General features: G+C 66.9%; 20 protein-coding genes, 1 tRNA gene, 1 pseudogene and 1 riboswitch. Of the genes and pseudogenes, 14 read left to right on the plus strand and 8 right to left on the minus strand.

Features of this window, described 5'->3' with window-relative positions; translation table 11 throughout:
- Together AC1DEM_RS10185 and AC1DEM_RS10190 are read left to right on the plus strand one after the other, a co-directional pair.
- On the plus strand, window positions 1–1,258 hold a 1,258-nt coding region (locus AC1DEM_RS10185; RefSeq protein ID WP_476884251.1), incomplete at its 5' end, for a metallophosphoesterase.
- A 201-nt stretch (window positions 1,259–1,459) separates the two neighbouring features.
- Window positions 1,460–2,620 (plus strand): globin domain-containing protein, encoded by a 1,161-nt coding sequence (locus AC1DEM_RS10190; RefSeq protein ID WP_476884252.1) that lies wholly within the window; start codon window positions 1,460–1,462, stop codon window positions 2,618–2,620.
- Between the two features lie 154 nt (window positions 2,621–2,774).
- Here the strand turns inward: AC1DEM_RS10190 and AC1DEM_RS10195 are convergent, their stop codons facing one another.
- Both AC1DEM_RS10195 and AC1DEM_RS10200 read right to left on the minus strand, forming a co-directional pair.
- A complete protein-coding gene (locus AC1DEM_RS10195) occupies window positions 2,775–4,160 on the minus strand; it encodes an FAD-binding oxidoreductase (protein ID WP_476884253.1) in 1,386 nt (461 codons plus the stop codon).
- Between the two features lie 216 nt (window positions 4,161–4,376).
- Window positions 4,377–6,212 (minus strand): phosphoenolpyruvate carboxykinase (GTP), encoded by a 1,836-nt coding sequence (locus tag AC1DEM_RS10200; protein WP_476884254.1) that lies wholly within the window; start codon window positions 6,210–6,212, stop codon window positions 4,377–4,379.
- Between the two features lie 277 nt (window positions 6,213–6,489).
- Between AC1DEM_RS10200 and AC1DEM_RS10205 the strand changes: the two genes are divergently transcribed.
- Window positions 6,490–6,563: transfer RNA gene (locus AC1DEM_RS10205), tRNA-Arg, on the plus strand.
- Between the two features lie 156 nt (window positions 6,564–6,719).
- Here the strand turns inward: AC1DEM_RS10205 and AC1DEM_RS10210 are convergent.
- Window positions 6,720–7,463, minus strand: coding sequence for a FadR/GntR family transcriptional regulator (locus AC1DEM_RS10210; RefSeq protein WP_476884255.1), 744 nt, complete (start codon window positions 7,461–7,463; stop codon window positions 6,720–6,722).
- A 153-nt stretch (window positions 7,464–7,616) separates the two neighbouring features.
- Here AC1DEM_RS10210 and AC1DEM_RS10215 point away from each other — a divergent pair, with 153 nt between their 5' ends.
- The 5 genes from AC1DEM_RS10215 (at window position 7,617) to AC1DEM_RS10235 (ending at window position 13,404) form a co-directional block, all read left to right on the plus strand.
- Window positions 7,617–9,152 carry a dihydrolipoyl dehydrogenase family protein gene (locus AC1DEM_RS10215; protein ID WP_476884256.1) on the plus strand — a complete coding sequence of 512 codons (1,536 nt, stop codon included), beginning with the start codon at window positions 7,617–7,619 and terminating at the stop codon, window positions 9,150–9,152.
- A gap of 118 nt (window positions 9,153–9,270) precedes the next feature.
- Window positions 9,271–10,041, plus strand: coding sequence for an ABC transporter ATP-binding protein (locus AC1DEM_RS10220; RefSeq protein WP_476884257.1), 771 nt, complete (start codon window positions 9,271–9,273; stop codon window positions 10,039–10,041).
- The gene (locus AC1DEM_RS10225) at window positions 10,038–12,110 is read left to right on the plus strand and encodes a YhgE/Pip family protein (RefSeq protein WP_476884258.1); all 2,073 of its coding nucleotides are present in this window, start codon (window positions 10,038–10,040) and stop codon (window positions 12,108–12,110) included. The genes AC1DEM_RS10220 and AC1DEM_RS10225 overlap by 4 nt, the downstream gene beginning before the upstream one ends.
- The gene (locus AC1DEM_RS10230) at window positions 12,107–12,769 is read left to right on the plus strand and encodes a TetR/AcrR family transcriptional regulator (protein ID WP_476884259.1); all 663 of its coding nucleotides are present in this window, start codon (window positions 12,107–12,109) and stop codon (window positions 12,767–12,769) included. The genes AC1DEM_RS10225 and AC1DEM_RS10230 overlap by 4 nt, the downstream gene beginning before the upstream one ends.
- A gap of 8 nt (window positions 12,770–12,777) precedes the next feature.
- Window positions 12,778–13,404: a hypothetical protein gene (locus AC1DEM_RS10235; RefSeq protein WP_476884260.1), complete on the plus strand. Its 627-nt coding sequence runs from the start codon at window positions 12,778–12,780 to the stop codon at window positions 13,402–13,404.
- A gap of 80 nt (window positions 13,405–13,484) precedes the next feature.
- Here the strand turns inward: AC1DEM_RS10235 and AC1DEM_RS10240 are convergent, their stop codons facing one another.
- The 5 genes from AC1DEM_RS10240 to AC1DEM_RS10260 all read right to left on the minus strand — a co-directional run bounded on the left by AC1DEM_RS10240 (window position 13,485) and on the right by AC1DEM_RS10260 (window position 17,807).
- Window positions 13,485–14,072, minus strand: a complete 588-nt coding sequence (locus AC1DEM_RS10240; protein ID WP_476884261.1) for a hypothetical protein — start codon at window positions 14,070–14,072, stop codon at window positions 13,485–13,487.
- Between the two features lie 139 nt (window positions 14,073–14,211).
- Window positions 14,212–14,739 (minus strand): SixA phosphatase family protein, encoded by a 528-nt coding sequence (locus AC1DEM_RS10245; RefSeq protein WP_476884262.1) that lies wholly within the window; start codon window positions 14,737–14,739, stop codon window positions 14,212–14,214.
- 54 nt (window positions 14,740–14,793) lie between these two features.
- On the minus strand, window positions 14,794–14,997 hold the full coding sequence (locus AC1DEM_RS10250) for a dodecin family protein (protein ID WP_230012628.1): 204 nt from the start codon (window positions 14,995–14,997) through the stop codon (window positions 14,794–14,796).
- A gap of 369 nt (window positions 14,998–15,366) precedes the next feature.
- A complete protein-coding gene (locus AC1DEM_RS10255; protein WP_476884263.1) occupies window positions 15,367–16,230 on the minus strand; it encodes a winged helix-turn-helix domain-containing protein in 864 nt (287 codons plus the stop codon).
- A gap of 536 nt (window positions 16,231–16,766) precedes the next feature.
- Window positions 16,767–17,807 (minus strand): hypothetical protein, encoded by a 1,041-nt coding sequence (locus tag AC1DEM_RS10260; protein ID WP_476884264.1) that lies wholly within the window; start codon window positions 17,805–17,807, stop codon window positions 16,767–16,769.
- A gap of 241 nt (window positions 17,808–18,048) precedes the next feature.
- Between AC1DEM_RS10260 and AC1DEM_RS10265 the strand changes: the two genes are divergently transcribed.
- From AC1DEM_RS10265 to AC1DEM_RS10290, 6 genes and pseudogenes are all read left to right on the plus strand, one after another.
- Window positions 18,049–18,789: a response regulator transcription factor gene (locus AC1DEM_RS10265; protein WP_277526538.1), complete on the plus strand. Its 741-nt coding sequence runs from the start codon at window positions 18,049–18,051 to the stop codon at window positions 18,787–18,789.
- Window positions 18,790–18,810: 21 nt separating this feature from the next.
- On the plus strand, window positions 18,811–20,457 hold the full coding sequence (locus AC1DEM_RS10270; protein ID WP_476884265.1) for a sensor histidine kinase: 1,647 nt from the start codon (window positions 18,811–18,813) through the stop codon (window positions 20,455–20,457).
- Window positions 20,458–20,628: 171 nt separating this feature from the next.
- A riboswitch (cyclic di-AMP (ydaO/yuaA leader) is annotated at window positions 20,629–20,787 on the plus strand.
- Between the two features lie 4 nt (window positions 20,788–20,791).
- Window positions 20,792–21,595 (plus strand): aggregation-promoting factor C-terminal-like domain-containing protein, encoded by an 804-nt coding sequence (locus tag AC1DEM_RS10275; protein ID WP_476884266.1) that lies wholly within the window; start codon window positions 20,792–20,794, stop codon window positions 21,593–21,595.
- 228 nt (window positions 21,596–21,823) lie between these two features.
- A complete protein-coding gene (locus AC1DEM_RS10280; protein WP_476884267.1) occupies window positions 21,824–22,129 on the plus strand; it encodes a helix-turn-helix domain-containing protein in 306 nt (101 codons plus the stop codon).
- Window positions 22,130–22,765: 636 nt separating this feature from the next.
- Entirely contained in the window at window positions 22,766–23,305 is a 540-nt protein-coding gene (locus tag AC1DEM_RS10285) for a hypothetical protein (RefSeq protein WP_476884268.1), read from the plus strand.
- Window positions 23,306–23,891: 586 nt separating this feature from the next.
- Window positions 23,892–26,678, plus strand: a pseudogene (locus AC1DEM_RS10290) (DUF6454 family protein).
- Window positions 26,679–26,954 lie beyond the last annotated feature (276 nt).

A 26,954-nucleotide genomic window follows, 5' to 3' on the forward strand; every position in this document is an offset into this window, starting at 1 on the left:
TCTCCTGACGGGCGCGAGCCTGCGCCTGCGCACCACCAGCCTGGCCTCCGCAGGATCCGCCAACACGCTCAACGTCCGGGCCGCAACAGACTCATGGTCCGAAACCGGCACCTTCTACGCCAACCGGCCCACGGTCTCCGGGACCCTCGGGACCCTGCCCGGCGGCACCGTGCCCAACACGACGTACGGCATCACCCTCGACACCAGCCAGATCTCCGGCTGGACCGGGTCGAGAACGCTCGCCCTGACCGGCACCGGCACCGACAGCTCATGGTTCTGGTCACTCCAGGCCTCCGCCTCACTGCGCCCCGTCCTCAACCTCACCTACACCGGCGGGACCCCGCCCCCACCCCCTCCCGGCGGGACCGCGACCGTGCTGGCCGTCGGCGACATGGCCTGCGCCCCCGGCACGCCCGTCACGTCCTCGACGTGCCGCCACGGCGACGTCGCCGCGCTGGTCGCGTCCGCGGCGCCGGACCGGTTCCTCGCCCTGGGGGATCTTCAGTATCAGACCGGCACCCTTGCCGAGTTCCTGGGGTCCGGCAGCTACAACGACACCTACGGCGTTCTCAAGGCCCTTACACTTCCTGTGCTCGGCAACCATGAATACGGCGACAACACCCGCGGCTATTTTGACTACTTTTACGGAGCAGGCGTCACAAGTGGTGCCTTCGGGACCCGTCCGGACGGTTATTACGCCACGACCATCGGCGCGTGGACTTTCATCGCCCTGAACAGCGAATGCGATGCCGGCGGAGTGACAGGCGGATGCGGCGTCGGCAGCCCGCAGTACCAGTGGCTCCAGAACCAACTCACGAATTCCCCGACCGCATGCACCCTCGTGGCCACCCACCACCCCCGTTGGTCGACGGGCATGAACCACGGTTCGTATCCGGCACTGGGACCAATGTGGGACCTCATGGCTGCCCACGGCGTCGACGTCGTGGTTTCCGCGCACAACCACGTGAGCGAAATCTTCAGGCCTATCGGCGCCTCGGGGACGGGTGCACCCGTTCTCTCCGCTGCCGGCATTCGATCCTTTACCGCGGGCGGCGGCGGCGCCGATCTGCAGTCACTGACACCGAACTCCGATCCGCTTCTCCCTGCAATGGTGGCGCGGAACCGCGGGGTATTCGGGCCGCTGAAGCTGACCCTCAACGCGGGTTCCTACTCCTGGGAGTTCCTCCCGCTGACGGGCATGACATTTACCAACTTCGGCACAACCGGTTCGTTCTCGGGCAGCGACAGCTGCCACTGATGCCCGCGCAGTGACCCGACGGACCGGGCCGCCGGCCGCAAGCGGCGGTCATGTCCTGTAGCCGCCACGCCCGGGATCCGGCCGATTTGCTCCATTTTTCTACGGCGTGTAGAACTGAGGCATAAATACTTGCATTCCAAATGACAGTATTTGTCTCGCGGTCCGGTTAAAGACCCCCGGGCCACTACCTCAGGAGTCAGCATGCTCTCGGACAAATCCTTCCCAGTCATCGAGGCCACCCTGCCGCTGGTCGGTTCCCGGATCGGGGACATCACCCCCAAGTTCTACGCCCGCCTGTTCGCTGCCCACCCCGAGCTGCTCGATGGCCTGTTCAGCCGGTCCAACCAGCGCTCTGGCAATCAGCAGCAGGCCCTGGCCGGAAGCATCGCCGCTTTCGCCAGCCACCTGGTCAACAACCCGGACACCCTGCCGGAGACCGTGCTGTCCCGGATCGCCCACCGCCATGCCTCCCTCGGCATCACCGAACCGCAGTACCAGGTGGTCTACGAACACCTCTTCGCCGCCATCGCCGAGGACCTGGCCGAGGTCATCACCCCGGAAATCGCCGAAGCCTGGACCGAGGTCTACTGGCTCATGGCCGACGCCCTGATCAAGCTCGAGAAGGGCCTCTACGCCGCCCAGGCCAACGGCAAGATGTGGACCCCCTGGAAAGTGGCCGCCAAGACCCCGGCCGGCACCGGCTCCATGACCTTCACCCTCGAACCGGCCGACGACACCCCCATCACCGCGGCGCTGCCCGGCCAGTACGTCAGCGTCAAGGTCACGCTTCCGGACGGACTGCGCCAGGTCCGCCAGTACTCCCTCTCCGGCGACGCCGGCACCAGCCGCAGCTTCACCACCAAAGTCGACGACGGCGGCGAGGTCTCCCCCGTGCTGCACAACAGCGTCCAGGTGGGCGACGTCCTGGAGATCTCCAACCCCTACGGCGAAATCACGCTCAAGGACGGCGATGGCCCCGTGGTCCTGGCCTCGGCCGGCATCGGCTGCACGCCCACGGCCTCCATCTTGCGCTCCCTGGCCGAGTCCGGCTCGGACCGCCAGGTCCTGGTCCTGCACGCGGAAAGCACGCTGGACAGCTGGGCGCTGCGCTCCCAGATGACGGACGACGTCGAACGCCTCGACGGCGCCGACCTGCAACTCTGGCTTGAAGAACCGCAGCCCGGCTCCAACGCGGGCTTCATGTCCCTGCGCGAGGTGGACCTCCCGGCCAACGCGTCCTTGTACCTGTGCGGTCCGCTGCCGTTCATGAAGAGCATCCGCAGCCAGGCCATCAACGCCGGCATCCCGGCCACGAAAATCCACTATGAGGTCTTCGGCCCGGACATCTGGCTCGCCAGCTGAAATACCCATCGATTGCTCCGTAACCGCCCTTTTGAGAGGCCAAAAGGGCGTTTACGGAGCAATCGATCAGAGTTCGACGGCGGCCCCACACCTCTTCGCGAAGGTGCGGGGCCACCGTCGTGCAGCTGTGCCCGCGCGGTCCTCGCAGCGGACGTCAACCCGCGACCGGCGCCCCGCTGATCGCGTGGCCGAAGCGGAGGAGGTTGCCGGGATCGTAGCTGGACTTCGCGGCCCGCATCCGCTCATAGACCTCCGGCGACCAGGCCCGGGCCCGGTCAGCGTCGTCGCCGGGCTCGCCGTGGAAGTTCACCAACGTGTACCCGGTGGAGTGGGGAGCCATCGCGGCAAGGATGCCGCGGATGGATGCGGCGACGGCCTCTGCGGCTCCCGGCACTCTTAGCCCGACGAGGAACAGCAGGAACGCCGCGTCGCGTCCGGACACAGCGTTCGGGAGGACGCCGGCACGGGACAGCGCCCCGCCGAGGGGCCGGATCTCGATCAAGAGCAGCGGACAGTCCGCACCGTCCCCCGCCAGCCTGAGCAGTTCCGCGGCAGCCTCCTCGCCAAAATCCTTCAGGAGCGCGCCGCCGTCCGAGAAGGGGAGCGGATCCGCCGGGTCCATGTGGATCTGGTCGACGTCCAGGTAACTCATGGGTCCGGCCGTGTCCATCAACGGGGTCGAGACCGCGCGCATCGGGGCAAGCAGCGCGTCGCCGTCCTCGCGGTTCCCCAGGAACGCAAAGCGCAGATGCACCACGAACTGGCCCCGGAGGGGCGGCGGAACGAAGTCCATGTCCGGGAGCCGCAGCAGGGAGATCGACGGCGAGCTGTCGTCAGGCAGCGTGGGTAGCCACTCGCGGAACGCGGTCAGAACCGCAGCCGCATCCGCCCCGGGGTAGATGATCCCCCCGCCGTAAAAATCCCCGAGCTCAAAGAGGTTGAACTCGAGCGCGGTGACGATCCCGAAGTTGCCCTTGCCCCCGCACATCAGCGCGAACAGCTCAGCTTCGGCCTCGGCATCGATCCGGCGCAGCGCGCCATCGGCGGTAACCACCTCCATGCTCCGGACGTGGTCCGCCGCGAAGCCGTGGGCGCGGCCGAGCACGGGCAGCCCGCCGCCGACCGTGTACCCGACGACACCGACGTCGGTGCTCGAGCCGTGCAGTCCGATCAGCCCGTGCGGGACGCTCGCTTCCAGGACGCTCCGCCATTTCACTCCGGCGCCGACCCGGGCGGTCCGCTGGACCGGGTCGATATGCAGCTCCTGCAGACGCCGCGTGGTGATGAGCAGCCCGCCCTCGACGGCGGATTCCGCCCCGTGCCCGGTGGACTGGACGGACACCGGCAGCCTGCGCTCGGCCGCCCATTTCACTCCGGCGGCGACGTCCCGCGCGTCCGCGGCACCAAGGACGACGTCGGGCCGGTGGACGGTGGCGAGGTTGAACGCAAACGTCTCCTCGGCGAATTCGGGGCTGTCCGGCAACACGACCGGGCCGCTCACCGCCCTGGACAAGGCATGGATGTCGTCGTTGACAAGCATGGTGCACTCCTGAAGTCTCGCTGCGCGGCTGGTGGAATGCGGACAAGCCTAGGCACCGGTCCGGATATGGCCTAGGGACCTAAGTCCCGGCAGGACCCGCCGCAGCCGGAATGGCCGCAACGGAAACGGCGCAACGCGAAACGGCGGCCCCGCACCTTTGAAAGGTGCGGGGCCGCCGTCGCTATTGCACTATTATAGGTGCTGTTGTGCCGGCTGCTACTGCTCGGCAGCCATGCGCTCCTTCAGTCCTGCGAGTTCAGCACGCAGCGCCTCAGGCAGCGAGCTGCCGAAGTTGGCGAACCAATCCTCGATGGAGGCCAGCTCGGTGGCCCACTCGGCCGGATCAACCCGGACGGCCTCTTCAATCTGGGCGGGGGTCATATCCAGGCCGGTGAGGTCGATCGCGTCCGCGGTGGGGACGAACCCGATGGGGGTCTCCACGGCGTCGGCCTTGCCCTCGAGGCGTTCGATGGCCCACTTCAGGACACGCGAGTTGTCACCGAATCCGGGCCACGCGAAGCCGCCCTCGGAATTGCGGCGGAACCAGTTGACCAGGAAGATCTTGGGCAGGCGCTCCGGGTTGGCCTTGGCGGACAGGTTAACCCAGTGGTTCAGGTAATCGCCTGCGTCGTAGCCAATGAAGGGCAGCATCGCCATCGGATCCCGGCGGACAACGCCGACGGCACCGGCAGCTGCGGCAGTGGTCTCGGAGGACAGGGTCGAACCCATGAAAATGCCGTTGGACCAGCTGCGCGCCTCGGTGACCAGCGGGATGGTGGTCTTGCGGCGGCCACCGAACAGGATCGCGGAAAGCTCCACGCCGTCCGGGTTGTAGTACTCCTCGGCCAGCATGTCGATCTGGTCGATCGGCGTGCAGAAGCGGGAGTTCGGGTGGGCAGCGGGCTTGTCCGAATCCGGGGTCCAGGAGTTACCCTGCCAGTCGGTCAGGTGCGCGGGCACGTCCTCGGTCATGCCCTCCCACCACACGCCGCCGTCATCCGTGAGGGCGACGTTGGTGAAGATGCTGTGGCCCTTGGCGATGGCGCGCATCGCGTTGGGGTTGGTGCCCCAGCCGGTGCCCGGAGCCACGCCGAACAGGCCGGCCTCAGGGTTGACGGCGCGCAGCTCGCCTTCCTTGCCGAACCGCATCCAGGTGATGTCGTCCCCGAGGGTTTCGACTTTCCAGCCCTCAATGGTCGGATCCAGCAGGGCGAGGTTGGTCTTACCGCAGGCCGAGGGGAACGCGGCGGAGACGTAGTAGTTCTTCTTCTCCGGCGAGGTCAGCTTGAGGATGAGCATGTGCTCGGCAAGCCAGCCTTCGTCGCGTGCCATCACCGAGGCGATGCGCAGGGCGTAGCACTTCTTACCCAGCAGGGCGTTGCCGCCGTAGCCGGAACCGAAGGACCAGATGGAGCGCTCCTCCGGGAAATGGACAATCCACTTGTCCGGGTTGCAGGGCCACGGGACATCAGCCTGGCCGGGGGCCAGCGGGGCGCCCAGCGAGTGCAGCGCCGGGACGAAGAACGCGTTGGTCGCGGTGATCTTGTCCAGGACCTTGGTGCCGATAGTGGCCATGATGCGCATGGAGGCGACCACGTAGGCGCTGTCGGTGATTTCTACGCCGAATTTCGGGTCCTCGGCGTCCAGGTGGCCCATCACGAAGGGGATCACGTACATGGTGCGGCCGCGCATGGAGCCGGCGAACAGGCCGCGCAGCTTTTCCTTCATCTGCGCCGGGGCCATCCAGTTATTGGTGAAGCCGGCGTCGTGTTCCTTCTCGGAGCAGATGAAGGTCTGCTCTTCGACCCGGGCCACGTCGGCGGGATCCGAGAACGCCGCGAAGGACTTGGGGAAGAGATCCTCGTTCAGCCGGGTCAGGGTGCCAGCGGCAACGAGCTCGTCTGTGAGCCGCGTGTTTTCCGCATCCGACCCGTCAACCCAGTAGATCCGGTCCGGCTGTGTCAGTTCAGCCACCTCTTCTACCCATGCCAGCAGACCGGCATGTGTGGTGGGTGCTTTTTCAAGCAACGGCAATCGCGCCAGATCTCCCATTACGGTTCCCTTCCTCGGGTTCAGTGGTGTGTCCTAAATGCTAGGGCTCGGAGGGGTGCCCATTCCGGGCCCGGACATGGGATGACTAGACCGGCACAAATCAAAAACCGCGGAAATTCAAGGAAGTAGTCAGCCGACAGGCACGTCTTTTGTGACTAAGGTCACGTAGACCGGTCTAGTCGGCCAAATTACACCCGCGTCGATTTGTAACTAGGCCCGGCCTCGCGTAAAGTAATTCGAGGTTCGGGGAGAGAGAAGTTCTCCAAGAGCCGAGAATGCGCCCATAGCTCAGCTGGATAGAGCGTCTGTCTACGGAACAGAAGGTCAGGGGTTCGAATCCCTTTGGGCGCACAGAAGAAAGAAGATCCGCCCCGGTTCGCCGGGGCGGATCTTCTGTTTTAAGCCCTAGCCGCCCCGCTTGCGCTATCTCCTATGGTCGTCACACTGATCTAATAGCAACCACAAGTGATACCGCAACGGGGGGTTAGGGTTACGCGGCCGCCCGGATCAGTCCGTGGTCTGGGCGATGATGTCGCGGATTGCGTCGAAATGGGTACTGAGCCGTTCGGCCGCCAGGGCTTTGTCCGCGGAGGCGACAGCCTCATAGATCCCTCTGTGCTGCGCAGCCGTCGCCACGAGGTCCACGGCGTACGGATCGCCGAGTTCCAGGTGGATCCGGCGATAAACCTTCCAGAACACATCCATGAGGCTGATCAAGAGATCGTTGTTCAGCGGCTCGAATAGCCTGCGGTGGAACTCCGCGTCGGCCTCAATGAACGGCTCCCCGGCAGCGGCCAGCTCTTCCATCTGGTGCACGGATTCCTCCACGGCGGCCAACTGCTCCGCGCTGATCCGTTCCATGGCGGCGCCTACCAGGCCGGATTCGAGGGCTTGCCGGACCTCCACAAGCTGCAGGGCTTCCTCACCCTGGTGGCGCAGGGACAGCCTGGCCCGGAAGGTGAGCCCGTCGGTCAGGGCCTCGAAATTGTTGGGCGCCACGAACATGCCGAACCCGTGGCGGATCTCAATGACGCCGAGCGCCTGGAGCGCCTTCAGGGACTCCCGCAGGGTGTTGCGGCCGACGCCGAGTGAGGCAGTGAGCTCGTTTTCGGTCGGCAACGGGTCCCCGGGAACAAGGTCCCGTTCCAGGATCAGCTCCAGGATGTCCGACTGAAGCGCCCGGAGCCGGGCCTGGGCACTGAACCTCGCCAGCGGTATGGCCGCGCCTGTTGTCATGTTGCGTGCGGCCATGGCCGCCTCCTCCCCCAAGTATGGTCCCAACAGTAGCGACCGTCCCCCCTCCTGCAAAGGGTTCGGCCCGGCATGTTACGCCGAGATCCCAGCACCGCTGGCGCCCGGGGCGCCCGCCCGGATCCGGCAATGGCCCCGGCGTAGGCTGGTGCCATGACGGCACAGCTTCTGCGGGAATTCGATGTCATTGTGATTGGTGCGGGCGCCGTGGGCGAGAACGTGGCGGATCGCGTGGTCCGGGGCGGCCTGACAGCGGTGCTCATCGAGGCGGAACTGGTAGGCGGCGAGTGCTCTTACTGGGCCTGCATGCCTTCGAAAGCGCTCCTGCGTCCAGGCACCGCACTGCACGGCGCGCAGACAGTCCCGGGAGCCCGGGAAGCCGTCACCCGCACACTGGATCCGGCTGCCGTCCTGAAGCGCCGGGACTACTTCACCTCGAACTGGCAGGACGACAGCCAGGTCAAGTGGGTGGAGGACACCGGGATCGAACTGATCCGCGGCCACGGCTGGATCACCGCTCCGAGGCAGGTCGAAGTGGCAGGGCTGGACGGCAACAGCTATGCGCTGACGGCCCGGCATGCTGTGGTGGTCGCCACGGGATCCACCCCCAATCAGCCGCCGGTGGAGGGGCTTCACGACATTGAGTACTGGACCACCAGGGAGGCCACCTCCGCCCGCACGGTCCCGGCGCGGCTTGCGGTCCTGGGCGGCGGGGTCGCCGGCGTCGAACTCGCCCAGGCCTACGCCCGCCTTGGCGCCTCCGTCACCCTGGTGGCCCGCGGCAGCCTCTTGGGCGCTTTCCCGGCGCAGGCCGCCGACCTGGTCGCGGCCGGGTTGCGCGCCGACGGCGTCGACCTCCGCCTGCATAGCGGGACCCGGAGCGTGCGCGAGAACGATGACGGCTCCCTCACCGTCGTGCTCGATGGCGGCCGCCAGGGGGACCGCCAGAGTGGTCCGGGCGAGGGCCCTGCCGCAGGCCCAGACCAGGGAACGGCCCGCGGAGCTACGGTCACGGCGGACAAGCTGCTCGTCACCACTGGCCGGCACCCCGCCCTCGACGGGCTCGGCCTGGACAGCGTCGGGCTCTCGGCGCCCGAGGGCCAGACCCTGCGGCTGACCACCGATTCCACCGGACTAGTCCACCGCGCAACTGACAACGAGGCGTCCGGCAATCCGTGGCTCTACGCTGCCGGCGACGCCGCCGGACGGGCCATGCTGACCCACCAAGGCAAGTACGGTGCCCGGGCCACCGGAGATGCCATTGCCGCCCGGGCCAAGGGCGAACTCACCGGCGAGCCGGCCCCGTGGAGCCGCTTTGCCCAGACGGCCTACGAGCACGCGGTGCCGAACGTGGTGTTCACCGACCCGGAGCTGGCAAATGTCGGCCGGACCGTGGCGCAGGCGGAGAAAGATGGTTTCCGGGCCTCCGCCGTGGAGCTTCCCATCCAGGTGGCCGGTTCCTCCCTGCACGCCGAAAACTACGAAGGTTGGGCGCAGCTGGTGATCGACGAGGACCGCCAGGTCCTGCTGGGGGCCACATTCGCCGGCCCGGATGTGGCTGAGCTCCTGCACGCCGCCACGATTGCGGTGGTGGGGGAAGTGCCGCTGGACCGACTGCGGCACGCGGTGCCCTCCTATCCGACGATCAGCGAGGTCTGGCTCCGCCTGCTGGAGGAGTACGGCCTCTGAGCCGGCCAGAGGCCGACTGCCGGCACGTCTGGTTCATCACACCGGACGCATTCTATTTGAACTGACTGGTCAGTTTAGTTAGCCTTGAGGGGACATCGTTTCTGCGAAAGGCCCCGCTTTGCTCTGCGTACAACAGCTTTCCGTGACCGGCCGGCGGGATGACCTGCTGCCGCCCACCTCGCTGGAGGCCGCCCGCGGGAACCTCCTGCTCGTCGAAGGTGTCCGCCAGGACCAGCGCACCGCCCTTTCCCTGGCACTGAGTGGACGGATGAAGCCCTCCGCCGGGACGGTGAGCTGGGACGGAAACGCCCGGATCAAAGTGCTCCGGCAGGCAAGCAGCGTGGTCGACTCCCCCGGCGTCAACGAGCCCGAACAGCACCTGAGCGTCCGCGACCTCGTCACCGAGGACCTGGCCCTGGTGCCCCGCCGCCACCGCGGCGCCGCACGCAGCACTCCCTGGCTGAGGATCAATAATTTCGAAGATATCGCCGGGCTTTGGACCGAGCAGCTGCCGGCGGGCCGGCGGACCGGGCTCCTCACGGCGCTCGCCCTCGCCAATCCGGACACCCAACTCCTCGTGGTGGACTCCCCCGACCGGCACAGCGGCGATGCTGCCGACTGGCTGCCGCGGCTCCAGGAACTGGCGCGCGACGCCGGGCGGCCACTCGCCGTCGTCGCCACCGTCACCCGCATTCCGGACAGCTGGACCGGGGCTACCGCCACCATCGGCAACGCAGTCACAGCGGCCCAACCCGCAGCGGCCCAACCCGTACTGGCCGAACCCGCGCCGACTGAACCCGATGTTCGCAGAGCCCCGGCTCACGTGGCTGGCCCTCCCCAAACCTTCTTGCCCGAATCCTTCTCCCCCGAAACCGAGGACGCAAAGTGACTGTGCTGCGGCTGGCCCGCTCCGAGCTCAAACGCATGACCGGCGGGCTGCTGCCCAAGCTGACCATCCTGGCCCTGGCCCTCGTTCCGCTGCTCTACGGCGCCGTGTACCTCTACGCCAACTGGGATCCGTACGGCAAGCTGAACCAGATCGATGCCGCCCTGGTAGTCCAGGACTCCGGTGCCGCGTCCGCCGACGGCACACGGCTGGAGGCCGGCCGGAAGGTGGCAGAGAGCCTGGTGGACGGCCACGTCTTCAACTGGAAGACGGTCACCAGCACGGAGGAAGCAGACCAGGGCGTCAGCAACGGCACCTACGCCTTCGCCCTAAAAATTCCGCAGGACTTTTCCGCAAATCTGGTCTCCCCCGGCAGTTTCGACGCCGCCAACCAGGCCATGCTCAATGTCACCACCAACGACGCCAACAACTATCTCCTGAGCACCATCGTGGACAAACTGACCACAGCGGTGCACACGACGGTCGCCAAGGAGGTGGGCGAGGAGACGGCCAACCAGCTCCTCACCGGATTCGGCACCATCCATACGCAGATGCTCAAGGCCTCCGATGGCGCAGGCCAGCTGGCCGACGGCGTCGCCCGGGTCCACGACGGCACCGTGGCCCTGCACCAGGGCACCGGCGGGCTCAAATCCGGCGCCAGCGAGCTCTACGACGGCGAGGTCAAGCTACAGGACGGCGCCGCGTCGCTCAGCACCGGGGCCGGTCAGCTCAGCAGCGGCCTCACCCAGCTCAAGGACAAGACAGCAGCCCTGCCCGCCGACGCACAACAGCTGGCAGACGGCGCCGCCCAGGTGGCCGCAGGCAACGCCGCGCTCAACGCCCAGGTGCAGGCCATTCCTGGACAAGTCGCCGCCGCACAACAAGCCGCGCAGCAGGCCGCAGTGCAGGCCCAACGGAGCAGGGTGGTCACGTCCACCGCCCACCTGGTCGCCTCCGGCGTCCTCACCCAGGATCAGGCAGACAAGGTGGTGGCCGACGTCGACGCCACTCCCGCCGCGCCCGCGGCGTCGGCCGCGGGTTCTGCCTCCGCCGCCAAACTGCAGGCCGCCGCCGGGCAGGTCCAGAAGCTGGCCGACGGTTCCGCCGCCGTCAGCGCCGGCGCCTCCCAACTGGCCGACGCCGCGCCCGCCCTCAGCCGCGCCGTCGCCAAGGCCTCCGCCGGGGCTGACCAGCTGGCCGCCGGTTCGGCAGCCCTCGCTGCCGGCCAGCAGAACGCCGTCGACGGCGCCGGCAAATTGGTGCAGGGCGCCCAGAAACTCGACGACGGCGCGGCGCAGCTGGAGAGCGGCGCAGCGACGGCCTCCGACGGCGCCGGAACGCTCGCCACAGAACTCGCCCAGGGCGCCGGAAAGGTCCCCAACCCCGACGACGCCCAGAAGGACAGCGTCTCCAAGGTCATGGCGGATCCGGTCGCCGTCAGCAACGTCTCGCAGGCCAAGGCCGGTTCCTACGGGGCCGGGCTGGCGCCGTTCTTCCTGACGCTGGCCTTGTGGATCGGCATCTTCATGTTGGTGCAGGCCATGCGCCCGGTCACCCAGCGGGCGTTGGCCTCCAATGCACCGGCCTGGAAGATTGCCGTCGGCGGCTGGCTTCCGTTCCTGGCAGTGTCCGCCGTCCAGGCGAGCCTGCTGACCCTGGTGGTGGACGTGGGTCTCGGACTGGACCCGGCCCACCCGGTGCTCATGTGGTTCCTCATGCTGGCCGCCGCGATGGCGTTCAGCGCAATCATCCAGGGTGTGGTGGCGCTGCTGGGCTCGCCTGGCAAGCTCGTGGTGCTCATCCTGCTGGTGCTGCAGCTGGTGTCCTCTGGCGGCACGTTCCCGTGGCAGACCACACCCGAGCCCCTGCACGTGGTGCACCAGGTCCTGCCGATGGGCTACGTGGTCAGCGGCATGCGGCACCTGATCTACGGCGCCGATCTCGCCATCATCCTGCCCACCATGCTTGGACTGGTTGGCTACACTTTGCTGGGACTGGCAATGTCAACCGTTGCCGTCCGGAAGAACAAATACTGGACCCTCAAGACACTGAAACCGGAGATCGCCGTATGACCACCAGCCAAAGCGGCGGCAGCCCGGCAGGTCCCGGGGACGCGGAGAAAAAGCTCCGGCCCGCCCGTACTAACGCCACGAAGCAGAAACTGTTCGAAGCGTCCATGGAACTGATCGGGGAGCGCGGCGCGGCGGGCGTGACGGTGGACGAGATCGCCACGGCAGCCGGGGTGTCCAAGGGCACGGTGTATTACAACTTCGGCAGCAAGTCGGACCTGATTGCCCAGTTGCTGCGCTACGGCGTGGACATCCTCATGGCACGGCTCCTGAGCGTCCGCGACGACTCCGCCGATCCCCTGGCCGCCATGGAGGAGATGATCGGCCAAGCCATGGACTTCATGGCCGAGTACCCGTCCTTCGCCCGGCTTTGGGTCAGCGAAAACTGGCGGACCCCCAGTGAATGGCAGGACACGTTTGCCGAGCTCCGCGGGCGTCTTCTCGCCGTGATCGGCTCTGCCATCGACGGTGTCGCCGCCGCCTATCCCGTGGACCCCGCCGTATCCCGCGGCAGCCTCGAAACGGCAATTTTTGGGGCCTGTTTCGTGGTGGGCCTGGACCGCCAGACGTACAACCCGGAGCGGACCAGGGAGCAGAGTGTGGCCGCAATTATGGCCTCCATGCGCGGCTACGTCGTGAAGCAGCCGCCCGCTCAGGCATGATTGTTCACATGCGTCACATGGGCACCAGCGGGAAAGTCGCCATCGGAGCGTTCCTTGCTGCCCTGGCACTTCTGGTCCTGACCGGAATCACCCTGCACGAGTGGGTGCTGGTGTGGTTCGTCGGGGCCGCGGCCACAGCGTATGTGGCCTGCGTTGCAGAGGTGGTGGTCCGGCGCCGGCACAAGACCCTGGTCGCGAGCGGTGTCGGCAGCATCCTCTTCATCGCTTTCGCGATCGCATTCCTGCGCCAGTGGGGACTGGCCTTCAACCCCGATCCCGACGCCCTATCCACCCGCGTCGATTCCGAGCATCCGGATTTGTATTTCTATCTGGCCGCGCTCGCCGGGGCCGTCACGTTGCTGTTGCTGTTCGCCGGCACTGTCCTGCCTGGCAGGAGCCGCGGCCGGCGTGCCCCGGACCGGGCCCCGCAGCGGCGCCCGGCGCCTTCCGCACGAGGCGCGGGGACCCGGTCCGCGAGCCCGCGGCCGTCCGCGCCGCGTCCGACGCCGAGGGGAACTGCCGCTCGCCCGGCAGTTCCACGGGCGGTGGCCCGTCCCGCGGCAAAGTCACCGGCCAAGCCACCGGTCAAGCCGCCCGCTGCCAAGTCTCCCGCCCGGACCACCGCCCGCCGCTGAAGCCGGCACACCACCCCCTGCTGTCTCAGAGTGTCCGGGCGAGAGGTTCGCGGGTCAGGTTCGAGCTCTGAGGACTCGGGTCAGAGGTTTCGCGGCCTGTCTTCGCGGGGGGTGGTGTCCGGCCCCTGTGCGGTATCCGGGCTCTGGGTATCCGGCCGCTGGGCGGTTTCCGGCCCCTGTGGGGTGTCGGCCCGGGTCACGTCCTCCCGGCTGCGCTGGTCGCCGGATACCTGCTCGGCGGAGGCGGGGGTGCCGTTCGCTGGCTGCGCGGCCGCCCTCTCGGAGCGCAAATCTGCGCGGGTCGGCATTTCCTTGGCTTCGGCTTCGCGTTCGGACGTCACCACGTCGGGGTCCACTTCGTCGGCTTTGCGCAGTTGCTCCTGCGCGCCGGAACGAACGCTTTCTGCCTCTTCTTTGCGCGTGCGGGCTTCCTCCCGCAGGCGCTCGGCTTCGAGGTTGGCCTCCTGCGCGTCGGCCTCGGCACGCACCGCTTTGGCATCACGTTCCCGCGCAGCGAATTCGTCGGCCTTGGCCTGTTCACGCATTTCGGCGGCGCGGTTCCGGTCCGCCGCCACTTTGCGCTTGCGGCTGACCATGACTGCGACTGCCACGATCGCGAGCACCACGACGATGCCGACGATAATTCCTATGAGCTGCCCTGAATCCACGGTGATCCGCCTTTTCTCTTAGGTTGCTTACCTGCCCCATAAACCACTGGAAAAACCACATCAGCAAACAGCAACAGTAAACCGCAGAACTGGGCCGGTAGCTATGGTCTCGGCAACCGATGTCCGGGCGGACCTGCGGCTATTTGGCGCGGGGAACCTTGAAGTGGGTCAGCTTGGCGTCTTGCCCGTCCAGCTCGGACCAGGACTTTTCCGTTTCCAGGACGGTCAGGGCGCTGGTGGGAAAGCGCGTTGCAGCATCCATATAGGCGTCGTGATCGGAATCGCGTGACGCGAGATGCATGGCGAGGTCCTGCACCCCGGGCATGTGCGAAATCACCATGAGCGTGGTCACGGTGTCCGGGACGTGGTTGATCACCGCCAACATGCGCAAGGCGGACGCGGCATACAGGCCATCCTCGAGCTTGGGCGTCGGCGCTTTGTCCCCCAGAGCGTGGCACACCCAGGTGCAGGTCTGGCGGGTCCGCAGCGCGCTGGAGCAGAGGATGAAATCAGGGACCACGCCGTGCTTCAGCAGCCACTTCCCGGCGACGGGCGCATCTTTGTGGCCGCGCTCTTCGAGCGGCCTTTCGTGGTCGGCAACACCGCCGGGCCAGTCGGATTTGGCATGCCGCATGATCACCAGCCGTTTGATGTGATGCGCGCTCATGCCCCAATCCTAGTGCGGAGGCTCTTCCCAGACGCCCATGCCACCAGCGGCCGCTCAGTCTTCAAGGACAAAGGTCACTTCCAGCACGACGTGCCAGGCAACGACGGCGCCGTCGCTGATTTCAACCTTCTGTTCCTTTACCCACGCCCCCGTGACATTGCGCAGGGTCTTGTTGGCCCGGTCGACGCCCTCCTTGATGGCGGCATCGAACGAGGTCTTGGAGTTCGCGCTCAGGGTAGTAATCCGTGCAACAGACATGTCTTCCTCCCAATTGTCGGCTCAACGCTCCGAGACTACGCCGGCCCCAAGAACCGCAACAGAGCCCAACAGCGACCCCACAATCCGGCCTCGCCGCCTCAGCTATGGAGGTTCCTACAAGACACCCCAGCCGCGGAGGCACATGCCCGTCAGCCACCCACACAAAGCGACCAATGCGCAGGCGGCCGAACGTGACTGCCCGGCGGAAGCGCGGATGGCGGCGCTTTGCGTAGTGCCGCATCGCCGACTGAGGAACGAAGGAGGTGTCTAAGGCACGGCAAAGTGCCGCTAGGCGCGCGTAAACCGAGCGCAGGAAACGCAAAAGCGCCCGCCCTACAAGAGGAACGGACGCTTTGCGTGGGCTAAAAGCTAGATCGAGTATTCCGGAGCGGCCCAGACCACTACTTCGGGGTGCTCGTAGAACCGGTAGCCCTGGCCGCGCACGGTGCGCACGGTGTTGGCGAGGCGGCCGAGCTTGGAACGCAGACGGCGGATGTGGACGTCGATGGTCCGCTCGTTCGGGACCTCTTCGGCGTTCCGCCACAGGCCTTCGAGGAGCTCGTCGCGGCCCACGGTCCGGGTGCCGTTCTCCACGAGGTAGTTCAGGAGCTCGAACTCCTTGAATGTCAGGTTCAGTGATTCGCCGTCGAGGTGCACCTCACGGCGTGCGAGGTCGATCAGCACTCCGGAAGGCCGCGGATCCTGCGGCTGCTGCAGGCGTGCGGTCTCGGTGCGCTGGCGGGCCCCTGCTGTGGGGTCACCGAAAGTCGAGCGGACGACGTCGAGCGCGGAACCCGGGGCGCTGGCCGGCGCGACGGCGACGGCGGCGTAGCTTTCGGCGCCGGCAACGAGCGACTGTGCGTAGGCCCGGATTTCCTGGGCAAGCTTGGCGATGGACGTGCCGGCCGCAGCTGCGGTTTCCTCGTCGATCCCCATGTACAGCACGAAACCGCGAGCCACGTTGTCGCTGGGGGCCGGACGGACCGGGCTGCCGACACCGGGTGCAATCACGGGCGTGGGCGCCGTGGCGGGGGCAGCCGGAACGGCGCGGAGCTGGCCGTAAGAGTCAGGGTTGTAGCCCTGCGCTGCATAACCGGGGGCGGGGAAGCTGCCGGCGGAGCCGGCCGGTGCGAACGCGGAGCGGCCGCCAAAGCCCTGGCGGATACCGGAGGCCTGGCCAGCCTTGCTGGCGTTACGGACGGAGATGTGGACGTATCCGGATGCAACTGACATGGAATGCTTACCTCAATGTGAAATGGCCGTCATCGCGGCTCGAATGCTTCTTTCCCCGCAATGAAATTGGGGAGGGGCGCCCGACTCTGGGCTAGGGGCGAATGCCTAGAAACTCTCAGGGGTGTAAAAGTTAGGCGTGCATTCGACAACAGCGCATCTCGGTACCAGCGGGTGTGCTGATCCAGGAAGCTGCAGGTGCTGTTGAGTTCTTGTTCACAATTGAAGTGTGCAACGTAACAATGCGAACGTGCAAGTAACAAAGGACTCCAGGTTCCACATAGTGAGATAGATCGGTGAATTGTCGCGCAAGTCACAATTCTCAGTCGGCGAAAAAATAACAAGTGTTTTGCCGACCGAATGGTCAGGAAGTGGTATTCACCGAATATTATTCGGACCTTCCTGCTATTCGACTGAAATCATTCACGGCATGGCAAACAGGCAAAACCCGGCCCGTCCGCCGTTTCCTGCGAGGCCGTCCACGGAGTGGGCAGGCGCCACTGCGGCCTGGCCGGCGGCAACGGCGGCTGCGGTGGGGGTCAGTTGGACTGCCCGGTGGCGGTCGCCGCCACAACCATGACCGACGACGCCGTGTACCCGGACCCGTCCTTGGCCGCCACGATCCGCACGGTCCCGCCTGCGACGATGTCCGCCACGCTCAGCTGGGTGCCCGAGCCGCCGGCCTGCTGGCGCCTCTGTTGCAGATTACTCACCACCACGTCGGCGCCCAAAGCGTAGCTGCGCGTGAACCCGTCACTGCTCTTGACCGTGACGGAGGACGAGCTAATCTCGCTCACGGTGCCGACCTGCTCGGCCATGGTGGTGTACTCGGATCCTTGCAGCACCACGTATTCGGCATGCACTGCGGCGGAAAGGCCGCCGCCCATCCCGCCGGCAGCAAAGTCGCCGGGACCGCTCCGGCCCGACATGCCGCCTCCGGTGAAACCGCCCTGTGCAGAACCGGGTATGCCCGGGGCAACTCCCTGGCCGCCCACCCCGCCGCCGGCCGCCCCACCGGCGGCCGTGCCGGCAGCGCCATTGGCTGCCGCTGAACTTGAGGTCAGGGCGTAGACCCCCACCCCGGCGCCGACTGCCAGGACGGCTGCAGCCCCGGCGACGGCGAGCCCCCGCGTGAGGGTCCACGGCTTTGCCGCCGAGCCGGTCCTGACGGCGCCTCCCGGCGCGCCCCAACCTGTCGCGGCCGCCGTGGCTTGCGACTCCTGCCGGGGCATGCCCCAAGTGGTCGCCGGGGCCGGCACTGTCGAAACCGGGGGCGCGCCCCAACCGGAGGCAGCCCCGGCTGCCGGCTGCCCGGCGTCGTGCTGCCCAGCGTCATTGTGCCCGGCGTCAGGGTGTCCCGATTCATGGTGCCCTGCGCTGTATTGCTCGGCTTCAGGGTGCCCTGCGCTGTACTGCCCGGCTTCAGGGTGCCCTGCGCTGTACTGTCCTGCGCTGTAGGGCACAGCCGCCTGGGGCGTGGTCACGGGCGCCGGCGCCGCTGCTGCCGCTACGTTGGGGGCCGATTCGGGGGCGGGCTTGGGGGCTGGAACGGAACCGGCTCCGGGATGCTGACCGCTCATGGTGTTTCTCCTTAGGGTGCGGATCGGTGTTCACCCCAGACTGCTGAGCGATCCTGTGCCACGGCTGTGCGGGCCGACAGCCGCGCCTGTGACGTTCGGGCAGGACGGGAAAACCGGATTGCGCGTAGCCGCTGCACCTTCTACAGCCCCCGAAGCGCATCCAGCTCGCTAGGCTGGGATTCACAGGTGCCGCACAGGGTCCCCAAAGCCCCGCCTAACCGGCAGATCGGAGAGTTGTCCCATGGCCACTTCGCACTCCATGACTAACAACCTGCCCCAGCTGACGCATCCAAACGGCTCCCCCATCCGTGCGCTGGTGGTAGACGACGAGCCCAGCCTCTCCGAGCTCATGAGCATGGGCCTGCGAATGGCCGGCTGGTCCGTGGCTGTCGCGGAAGACGGGCCCGGAGCCGTCCGGCTTGCCAAGGAGTTCCGCCCCGACGTGCTGGTGCTGGACGTGATGCTCCCCGGGTTCGATGGCGTCGAACTGCTCAGCAGGATCCGCGCGTTCGCGCCGGAGGTTCCGGCGCTGTTCCTCACGGCCAAGGATGCCGTCCAAGACCGCATTACCGGCCTCGCGGCCGGCGGCGATGACTACGTCACCAAGCCGTTCAGCATGGAAGAGGTGCTGCTGCGCCTGCACCGGCTGGTCCAGCGCTCAGGCGTGGCCGCGATGGACACCGCCGAACTCGTGGTGGGGGACCTTGTGCTCAATGTCGACACCCGCGAAGTCACCAGGGCCGGCGAGGAGCTGCATCTGACCGCCACGCAGTTCGAGCTGCTGCGCTACCTCATGGAAAACCCCAAACGGGTCATCAGCAAGGCCCAGATCCTGGACCGCGTCTGGGACTACGACTTCGGCGGCCAGGCGAACATCGTGGAACTCTACATTTCTTACCTCCGCAAGAAGGTGGACGTCAACCATGCGCCCATGATCCACACGGTGCGCGGCGCCGGCTACGTCCTGAAGCCGGCGGACTGATCCGTGCCCACGCTTTCCGGCATGACCCGCGTCCCCGGACGCGACTGGCGCAACCCGTCCACGTGGCATTTGCGCACCCGCCTGGTCCTCGTCGCCATGGCGCTGCTTGTGGCCATCTGCGGCGCCGTGGGGCTGTTCAGCTATGCCTCCATGGACCTGTTCCTCACCCGACAGCTCGATGACCAGCTCAGCAATGCCTCCCGCCGCTCGAACGACTTCGGCCGTCCCGTGTCCGGCAACCCGTCCGGCCGCCCCGACCCCCTCGAAGCCAGGGGGCAGGGCGTCGGGACGCTGAACGCCCGCATCGAGGACGGTGAGGTCAGTAGAGCCGGCTTCCTGGCCGGGGACGCCACTCGCAAGAGCCTCTCCCCCGACGACAACGCGGCCCTCCTGGCGCTCACCCCGAACGGTGTGCCCGTGGACCGGACCCTCTCGGCCGGCGCGTACCGGCTCACCGCCGTGCGGGCACCCTATGGCGACGTGATTGTCACCGGACTTCCGCTGGCAGAAAAGGACAGCACCCTGACCTCGTTGGTCTGGACCATGGTGGTGGTCTCCGCCGGCGGACTCGTGCTGATCGGTCTTGCCGGTACGGCCCTGATCCGGCGGACCATGAAGCCGCTGGAACAGCTCTCCGAAGTGGCCACCAATGTCTCCCGCCTCCCGCTGGACGCTGGCGAGGTGGCGCTCGGAGTGCGCGTCCCGGCGTCTGCGGCCCATCGCGGAACAGAGGTGGGCAGCGTGGGCTACGCGCTGAACAAGATGCTGGACAACGTCTCCAACGCTCTCGAGGCGCGGCAGGAGAGCGAGATGAAGGTGCGGCAGTTCGTCGCCGACGCCTCGCACGAACTCCGCACCCCGCTGACAGCCATCCGCGGTTACACGGAGCTGATGCGGATGACCGAGCATTTCACCCCCGACGGCGAGAGATCCCTCGCCCGAGTGCAAAGCCAGTCCGAGCGGATGACCACCCTGGTGGAGGACCTGCTGTTGCTGGCGCGCCTGGACGAGGGACAGCCGCTCAAGATCTCCGACGTCGATCTCACGCAGCTGGCCATCGAGACGGTGAGCGACGAGAAAGTCATGGCCCCGGACCGCATCTGGCAGCTGGAACTTCCGGCGGAGCCCGTGGTGGTGCGCGGTGACGCGTCCCAGCTGCATCAGGTCCTCGCCAACCTCCTGTCCAATGCACGCAAACACACGGCTCCCGGCACCAAGGTGGTCACGGGTGTCATGCGTTCGGCTGACGGAAGCGCCGTGGTCACCGTGACGGACAACGGCAACGGCATCGCCCCGGAATTCGTTGGGCGGGTCTTCGCCCGCTTCGCACGGGCCGACGCCGCGCGGACCAATCCCGCAGCCAGCGCCGCAGCTAACCCTGTGGCCGCGACGGCGGGGGCCCGGTCCGGGGCCGCCGCAGGCTCGGTTTCCGGCACGGTTTCTGGTGCCGTTTCTGGTGCTGTTTCTGGTGCCGCTGGCGTTCCGGCCACCGGAAGCCGCCGTCCGGGCACGGCGACTTCCGCGCCGACCTCCGAGGGAACGAGCGGGTTGGGTTTGTCCATTGTCCAGTCGATCGTGGAGGCCCACGGAGGGACCGTCGAAGTCACGTCCCGGCCGGGCCGCACGGAGTTCGCCGTGCGGCTGCCCGCGGCGCCGCCGTCGGTGTAGCCAACCACGCGAACCGCAGTTCGGTCGCCGCCGGGGTTCCGGCGCAAGCCGACACCCCGCCACTGTGACTCCTGTTACCAAAATGTGACTTAAGCGCCGGGGTCCTGTAGCGTCTTAGGAGTGCGCTGCCATTGGTGCCGCATATCCGGATGGACGCCAAACTCTGCCGCTTCCCGGATTCCGCTAGACCAGGCAGAGGCGGGGGACCCAGAGTTCCCGGGCATTCTGCATTTCATGCGCCCTCGGGGTGAAGCCGACACGTGATGTTCCGTGCGGCCGGATGACCTCATCCGAACCCGACAGCTAACTTCGCCGGCGTTGAGAGGCCATCATCATGACTGAATTCCAGGTACAGCCGCGCCCTGACGGCGATTCCCATTCCAGCTCCACCAAGTCGCGCCACCGCGCCGAACCGGCCACGCAGGCATCCGCCCTGTCCAGGCTGGCCACAGGACTCGGCATCACAGGCCGCCGCGCCGCCGTCATCACCGCCGCCTGCGCCATGCTGGTGGGGGGCGGCGCCGCCGCCCAGGCGGCAGAGCCGGGCGCCCACACGGCAAAGGTTGGGAGCCAAACGGCCACGAGCGCCGACCCGCTGGCCAAGCTCAACTTCGAACGAGTCGAGGTCGCTGCGCCCACGGCGACAGTAGACAACAGCGTGGCAGCCAAGGCCCCGGCGGCTAAGCCCGCCAAAGCCCCCGCAGCGGCTCCCGCCAAGGCCCCGGCTCCTGCGGCCGCTCCCGCCAAGGCGCCCGCACCCGCCAAGGCCCCGGCTCCTGCGGCCGCTCCCGCCAAGGCCCCCGCACCCGCCAAGGCCCCGGTCGCCATCGACGACCCCGCCGGCGCCCAGGCCTACGCCGCGGCCCAGCTGGGCAGCTATGGCTGGGCACCTAACGAGATGCAGTGCCTGCAGAAGCTCTGGACCAAGGAATCGGACTGGAAGACGACTGCCACCAACGCCAGCAGCGGCGCCTACGGCGTGGTCCAGTCCCTGCCCGCCTCGAAGATGGCGAGCGCCGGCGCCGACTACAGGACCAACTACCGAACCCAGATCAACTGGGGCCTGAATTACGTCAAGGAACGCTACGGCTCCCCCTGCGGCGCCCTGAACTTCCACTACGCGCACAACTGGTACTAAACCGGCAGTAGCGGCCCACCAAAGGAGGCCCCGGATCCACAGGCGGGTTCTAGCGGTCGTTGCAACACCCAGACATTTGGGAGTTGCAACGACCGTGGTTCGTTAAAGCGGGGATTCATCCCGGCCCGTGCGGTATGGGCAGGATCAGAAGAAGGCGTTTTTCGAGGTGTTTGACCGTTTGGGGAGCACGACGGCGGCCGCTAGGGATCTCGGTTTCAATGCCGCGACATGTGCCGGCTGGGTCCGCCTGGCGGGGCTGAGGAGCCGCGGGAATGGGAACTGATCCGGGACCTGTCCGCGGCCGGTTCTTCCATGAGCGCGATCGCGCAGGCGATGGGACGGGCGCCCTCGACCAGCAGCCGGGAACTGGGCCGCAACAGCGATCCCCGTTTCGGTTACCTGCCCCACGGCGCACAGCGGCAAGCCGCTGCCCGCCGGGCACGTCCCAAAACGGCCAAACTGGTGGCCGACCCGGCGCTGCGGGAGTCCCTCCTGCCCAGATGCGGAATCGATGCAATGCTGAGAAATCCCTGAGCCAACGGCTGCCGTGCGTCGCGGCGATTGGTAGGTGCTGAAGGAGCTTCGAGAGACGTGGAAGTCCCCGCCAGCCACCGTGCCGAGGAGGGCGACACCGAGGTTTCAGGCGGCCGGGACCGGACGCCGGCGGGATTGCACGAGGGACACGAGATGTCCGGCCGCACGCCGGTTGAGGGGAGCGTGCGGCCGGAGCCTGTGGATCGACGGCCGAGGCGGGGTCGGCCTCTCGGGACCTTCTACAAATGTCCCGCCTCGCGCTGAGAAAAGGCTGAGAGCTGCCTCTCGCAGCGAAGGGCCGGAGAACTGCCTGCAAAAGCTCATGTCCGTGAGCTCAGGGAACTCGCGGCTGCCGGAGATGGCCTGGTCCCCTAACCCGGTCACTCACCGGGACACTTTGTGGAGCTCCGCCGCCGCTGAAACTGCCGGGCAATGCCGGGCGGCGTCGTAGCTGTTGGCCCGGTGGCTGGGCTCAGGTGCAGATGCCCTTGACTTCACTCGCAGGGAGTTGGGCGGATCGCCCGGAACGGGGTGGCCGAGTCGGGCCGGCAGGGTCTCCCTGCCGGAAGTACAGCCCAAAGCACTTTTCTCCCGCCTTCCGAGCGCCGCAGGACCGACGTGCCCCATGATGGAGGCATGCGAAGGGCAACCGGCTGGCTGACGGCAGCCGTCATCATCACGCTCATCTTCGGAAGCTCCTATGCCGCGTTCCAGCAGCTCGGCCGCCGCGCAGCCAATGCCGCGCCAGCAGCCGCCGCAGCTGCAAAGGCCCAGCTGATCGGTCCGGAGACGCTGATGGCGCCGCGGCTGGAACTGACGCCAGACAGCGGGGTGTTCGTCATCGTGTACGGGTCGGATAACAAACCGGAGTCGGGGACTGTCACCCTTCATGGCTCACTTCCTGACCTTCCCGCCGGCGTCCTCCAGACGGCCCGGGACTCCGGCTCTGACGCAGTGACGTGGCAGCCGGAACCGGGCCTGCGGATGGCGGTCGTCGCCCGGCCGGCGGCGGGCAAGGTCATCGTCGCCGGCCAGTCGCTGGCCCCCTACGAGGATCGGGATCGGATCGTTCTGACCGTATTGGCGGCCGGTTGGCTGGGCAGCCTCGGCGTCCTCGCCGCAGGGTACGCCTCGACCGGGTTTTTCCAGCGGCGCCGTCCACTCCCGCTGTCATGATCAGACGGTGAGCAACGCTCGCAGTCGTGGCCAGCATTGCCCGCGGCCATCCTTCCGGCGTCACCGGTGGCGTCACCCGGTACTGCTGGTGGACATCACCCAGGCAAGACTGCGTTAGGAGCCGGGCGTGGTTCCCCGAGCCAGCACGGGCTGGGATGGGCAGGGAGGCCTGGCGGCCGCCAAAACGATCAACCCACTGCAGCGCCTCCTCTGCGTCCCGGTCTCCGTGCTGGGCATCGCCAGTCCCGGCCGAAGGCGGAGGAAGAGAAGAACCGCTTCGGACTCGACGTCTACAACGCCAGGGTCTAGGACGAACGAGTAACTGAACAAAGGGCCTGCCCCGGCTTTTGTTGACTCGGGTCTTAGTCTGCTGTGAGCGCGGTCCCGTTGATTGTTTTTAGACTCGCTTGGCGTGAGTTTCGCCAGCCGTCTTTGCCCTACCCCTGGCCGCGGCCCCTTGCGGACCAGTCAAACGTCGCGTGCCGGACAGCAACCTGTTGTTCACGACCGCGCCCCGGGTGGTTCATTACCGGGAAGTAACGTGGCGATCTCTTGATACGACCCAACCCCTTTGAGAGGCTCCCGAATGAGCACGACTCGCACCCGAGGCATCCTCACCGCTGCCGCAGCAATCGTCCTGGCCGCGTCCGCAGTCAGCGCCACCGCAGCAGCCCAGGCCGCCGGTGACAACGCCGCTGCCGGCAACCACGGTGACAGGAACACGGCGCTGGCCGACGCCTTCAACGGCGTTGACCGGAACACGAACTGGCAGCAGACATCCAAGCTGAAACTCAACTTCCCTACGTTCCACACAGAGGGAATCGCCTACAGCAAGGACCACATCTTCCTCTCAGCCGTTCAGATCATCGAACCGACCGTTAAGTTCCCGACGCCGCAGAACGGGTTCGACCGCACCCCTGGCAAGGGCGTCGGCCACCTCTTTGTCATGGACAAGGCCGGCAACCTGCAAAAGGACATCGTTCTGGGCGAGGGCGACATGTACCACCCGGGCGGCATCGACTTCGACGGCACCAACGTCTGGATCCCCGTGGCCCAGTACCGGCCCGACAGCAGCGCCATCATCTACCGAGTCGATGCGAACACCCTCGACGTGCACAAGCAGTTCCAGGTGAAGGACCACTTCGGCGGCATTGTGATGGACAAGCAGACAGGCCACCTGGTCGGCAACACCTGGGGTTCACGCCGCTTCGCGGAATGGGACCTGCAGGGCAAGCAGCTCTCGACCTGGGAGAACCCGAACTACTTCATCGACTACCAGGACTGCCAGTACGTACCCAGCTCCAGAATGCTCTGCAGCGGGATCACCAACCTCCCGCAGACCGCGGCCGCCGGCACGGGTGCCACCTACGAACTCGGCGGCATGGCGATGATCGACCTCAAGTCCCGCACGGTGATCCGCGACCACACGCCGGGACTCCGCCGTGCGGCTCCAGGCCGGCCCCGACCAGGCTTCCTCTGGTCGCCTGCCGATCAACCCGGATTCCCGGCCAGCACGCTGCTCGGTTGCGAACGGGAATCCCGCCACCCAGAAAGATGCCGGGCTCCCGCCGCCGGTACCCCCGAAACGGAAAGATTGGATAACCCCATGCCTCATCCGGCACAACGAATCACCCGCAAGCGCATCGCCGCCGCCACGGTCGCGGCAGCCCTGGGCGCCTCGGTGCTGACAGCCGGTCTGTTCGGCTCCGGCGCAGGCCCCGCCACCGCCGGCGAAAACCACGACGGCACCGCGACGCCGATCAAACACGTGGTCGTGATCTTCCAGGAGAACGTCTCCTTCGACCACTACTTCGCCACCTATCCCAAGGCCGCCAACACCCCCGGAGAAACCCAGCAGGGCGCCGGCACCCCGGCGGCGGCCTTCACCGCGGCGAAAAACACGCCCAAGGACATCAACACCCTGGCCACCGCCGGATTGCTGGCACCGAACAACCCCAACTCGGCACAACCGGCCCGGCTCTCACCGATGCAAGCCGTGACCTGAGACCAGGACCACGGGTACGCGGCCGAGCAGAAGGCCTACAACGGCGGGGCGATGGACAAGTTCGTCCAGTTCACCAGCCGGGACGCCTGCGGCACCAACCAGTACGGCCACCCCGGCCTGACCATGGACTACTACGACGGCAACACCGTCACCGGCATCTGGAACTACGCCCAGAACTACGCAATGAGCGATAACCACTTCAGCACCGTCTTCGGCCCCTCCACCCCCGGCGCCCTGAACCTGGTCTCCGGCCAGACCCACGGGGCCACCGAATACACCGCAACCGGAGAGCCGGTAGCCACTCTGGCAGCCGGAAGCAGCGCTGTCCGCCAGCCCGATGCAAACGGCGTCGGCACCGTCATCAACGACCCCGACCCGGTCCACGACGACTGCTCGAACAACAGCCACGCCAAAACCGGCAACCTGGCCGGCATGGCCGGGAAGAACATCGGGGACCTGCTCAACGCCAAGGGCACCTCCTGGGGCTGGTTCCAGGGCGGCTTCACACCCACTACCGCCGCGACCGCGACCACCCCGGCGTCGTGCCTTTCCAGCCACACGAATGCCGCCGGAGCCAGCGTCGTTGACTACTCCCCCCACCACCAGCCGTTCCAGTACTACGCCTCCACCGCCAACCCCCACCACCTGGCGCCGGCATCGGACGCGGAAATCGGCCACAACGGCCAGGCGAACCACCAATACGACCTCAGCGCGTTCAACAAGGTCCTCAACACCGACAACATGCCCGCCGTGTCCTTCCTCAAAGCCGGAATGTTCCAGGACGGCCACGCCGCCTACTCAGACCCCGTCGACGAACAGAACTTCATCACAAACACCGTGAACCAGATCCAGAAATCCCAGAACTGGGACAACACCGCCGTCGTCCTCGCCTACGACGACTCGGACGGCTGGTACGACCACGCCGCAGCCAAGGTCAAGAACTCCTCCAGCACCGCCGACGATGCCACCTGGTGCCAGAACGCCGCAGCCGGCGGAATCCCAATGGCCGGCGGCTACGCTGACCGCTGCGGGCCCGGCCCGCGCCAGCCGCTGGTGGTCATCTCCCCTTACGCAAAAAAGAATTTCGTGGACCACGCCCAAACCGACCAAGCCTCGATCCTGCGCTTCATCGAAGAAAACTGGCACGCCGGCCGAATCGGTGACGGCTCCGCCGACGCCACCGCCGGCCCGGTGAACGCCATGTTCAACTTCGACAAACAGCGCAAAGACAAGGTCCTGCTCAACGAACAAACCGGCGCCATCGCCTCCATCACCAACAACGACAACGGCAACAACAGAGGCAACAACAAATCAGACAACCATGACGGAACCACCCGCACCAACGACGTCAACAACTCCGGGAAGTAGGCACCCGCAGCAGTGCACGCCGGTCTGTGGCCGCACAACATCACTTAGAAACGCCACCCGGCCCAGCCGCSGGGTGGCGCTTCTGTCCCCGCCCTCAACGACTCCCGCCCATTCGCTGCCGAAGTCCCTCAAGGATGAAGACCCCGGCGTGCGGCGGGACGCCCAGGACGCGAATGCACAGGATGCGGGTTGTCTCCAGGCGCATGCGCTCGGCACTGGCGACCTACCGGAAAATTTACCCCCGCGTCCATGACGAATTAGCAGCCCCTCCTCCCG

The sequence above is a fragment of the Arthrobacter sp. 05T420 genome (assembly GCF_056396305.1).

Bases quoted from the DNA above. Each gene is read 5' to 3' on its own strand.
- AC1DEM_RS10190 (WP_476884252.1), top strand. From the start codon at position 1,460: ATGCTCTCGGACAAATCCTTCCCAGTCATCGAGGCCACCCTGCCGCTG.
- AC1DEM_RS10195 (WP_476884253.1), bottom strand. From the start codon at position 4,160: ATGCTTGTCAACGACGACATCCATGCCTTGTCCAGGGCGGTGAGCGGC.
- AC1DEM_RS10200 (WP_476884254.1), bottom strand. From the start codon at position 6,212: ATGGGAGATCTGGCGCGATTGCCGTTGCTTGAAAAAGCACCCACCACA.
- AC1DEM_RS10210 (WP_476884255.1), bottom strand. From the start codon at position 7,463: ATGGCCGCACGCAACATGACAACAGGCGCGGCCATACCGCTGGCGAGG.
- AC1DEM_RS10215 (WP_476884256.1), top strand. From the start codon at position 7,617: ATGACGGCACAGCTTCTGCGGGAATTCGATGTCATTGTGATTGGTGCG.
- AC1DEM_RS10230 (WP_476884259.1), top strand. From the start codon at position 12,107: ATGACCACCAGCCAAAGCGGCGGCAGCCCGGCAGGTCCCGGGGACGCG.
- AC1DEM_RS10235 (WP_476884260.1), top strand. From the start codon at position 12,778: ATGCGTCACATGGGCACCAGCGGGAAAGTCGCCATCGGAGCGTTCCTT.
- AC1DEM_RS10245 (WP_476884262.1), bottom strand. From the start codon at position 14,739: ATGAGCGCGCATCACATCAAACGGCTGGTGATCATGCGGCATGCCAAA.
- AC1DEM_RS10250 (WP_230012628.1), bottom strand. From the start codon at position 14,997: ATGTCTGTTGCACGGATTACTACCCTGAGCGCGAACTCCAAGACCTCG.
- AC1DEM_RS10255 (WP_476884263.1), bottom strand. From the start codon at position 16,230: ATGTCAGTTGCATCCGGATACGTCCACATCTCCGTCCGTAACGCCAGC.
- AC1DEM_RS10260 (WP_476884264.1), bottom strand. From the start codon at position 17,807: ATGAGCGGTCAGCATCCCGGAGCCGGTTCCGTTCCAGCCCCCAAGCCC.
- AC1DEM_RS10265 (WP_277526538.1), top strand. From the start codon at position 18,049: ATGGCCACTTCGCACTCCATGACTAACAACCTGCCCCAGCTGACGCAT.
- AC1DEM_RS10270 (WP_476884265.1), top strand. From the start codon at position 18,811: ATGACCCGCGTCCCCGGACGCGACTGGCGCAACCCGTCCACGTGGCAT.
- AC1DEM_RS10275 (WP_476884266.1), top strand. From the start codon at position 20,792: ATGACTGAATTCCAGGTACAGCCGCGCCCTGACGGCGATTCCCATTCC.
- AC1DEM_RS10280 (WP_476884267.1), top strand. From the start codon at position 21,824: ATGTGCCGGCTGGGTCCGCCTGGCGGGGCTGAGGAGCCGCGGGAATGG.
- AC1DEM_RS10285 (WP_476884268.1), top strand. From the start codon at position 22,766: ATGCGAAGGGCAACCGGCTGGCTGACGGCAGCCGTCATCATCACGCTC.